The organism is Nocardioides sp. CPCC 206348 (genome assembly GCF_048654705.1).
Classification (GTDB): Bacteria; Actinomycetota; Actinomycetes; order Propionibacteriales; family Nocardioidaceae; genus Nocardioides.
On record NZ_JBMCZA010000003.1, the window covers coordinates 1 to 583 of the forward strand.

Below are 583 nucleotides of genomic sequence, written 5' to 3' on the forward strand. Positions count from 1 at the left end.
AGTCCTCGATCCGGCCGACGTGATCGCGACTCTCCTCGGCCACGTCGACGTCATGGCCCGAGTGCTGACGGCCGTCGTGCGGGACATGCCCGAGACAGGCTGAGAGCGACGAACGGCCCCGCCGACCAGTAGTTGGTCGACGGGGCCGTAGTGCGTCCGTCAGGCGGACGTTCCCGCCTGTTGCTCCAGCCACTCTGCGGCCAGAGTGAGCGTCGCGGCCAGCTCGCGCAGCGAATCCGGCGTCTCGTCCGGCACGCCCGGCGAAGATGACTCCATGTCGATCGTGACAATGCGAGCAGGCTCGGTCATCCCGGTCAGGACTTCCTGAGTGACTGAACCCCAGACCCGAGGGCCGATGTCGACCGTGTGATCGACGATCGGAGTTCCGTCCATGCGCTCCTCGATGTCGTGGCTGAGGGGGTTGTCACGGTGCTGGCACCAGGTGGGGCAGTTGATGGTGATCGTGGCGGTCATGCTGGCTCCTTCGGTCTAGGCCCTGCGGTCAGGACAGGTATAGATTGACCGTTGGCACCATCATGAAGATTTCCTTGCGGGAGGCCTGTTCGATCAGTGCGCGCCGACC

At 65.0% G+C, this 583-nt stretch carries 1 protein-coding gene; it reads right to left on the minus strand.

Annotated elements, in window-relative coordinates; translation table 11 throughout:
* Positions 1-159 precede the first annotated feature (159 nt).
* Positions 160-474 (minus strand): hypothetical protein, encoded by a 315-nt coding sequence (locus tag ACOADB_RS00015; protein ID WP_378595869.1) that lies wholly within the window; start codon positions 472-474, stop codon positions 160-162.
* Between the last annotated feature and the right edge of the window lie 109 nt (positions 475-583).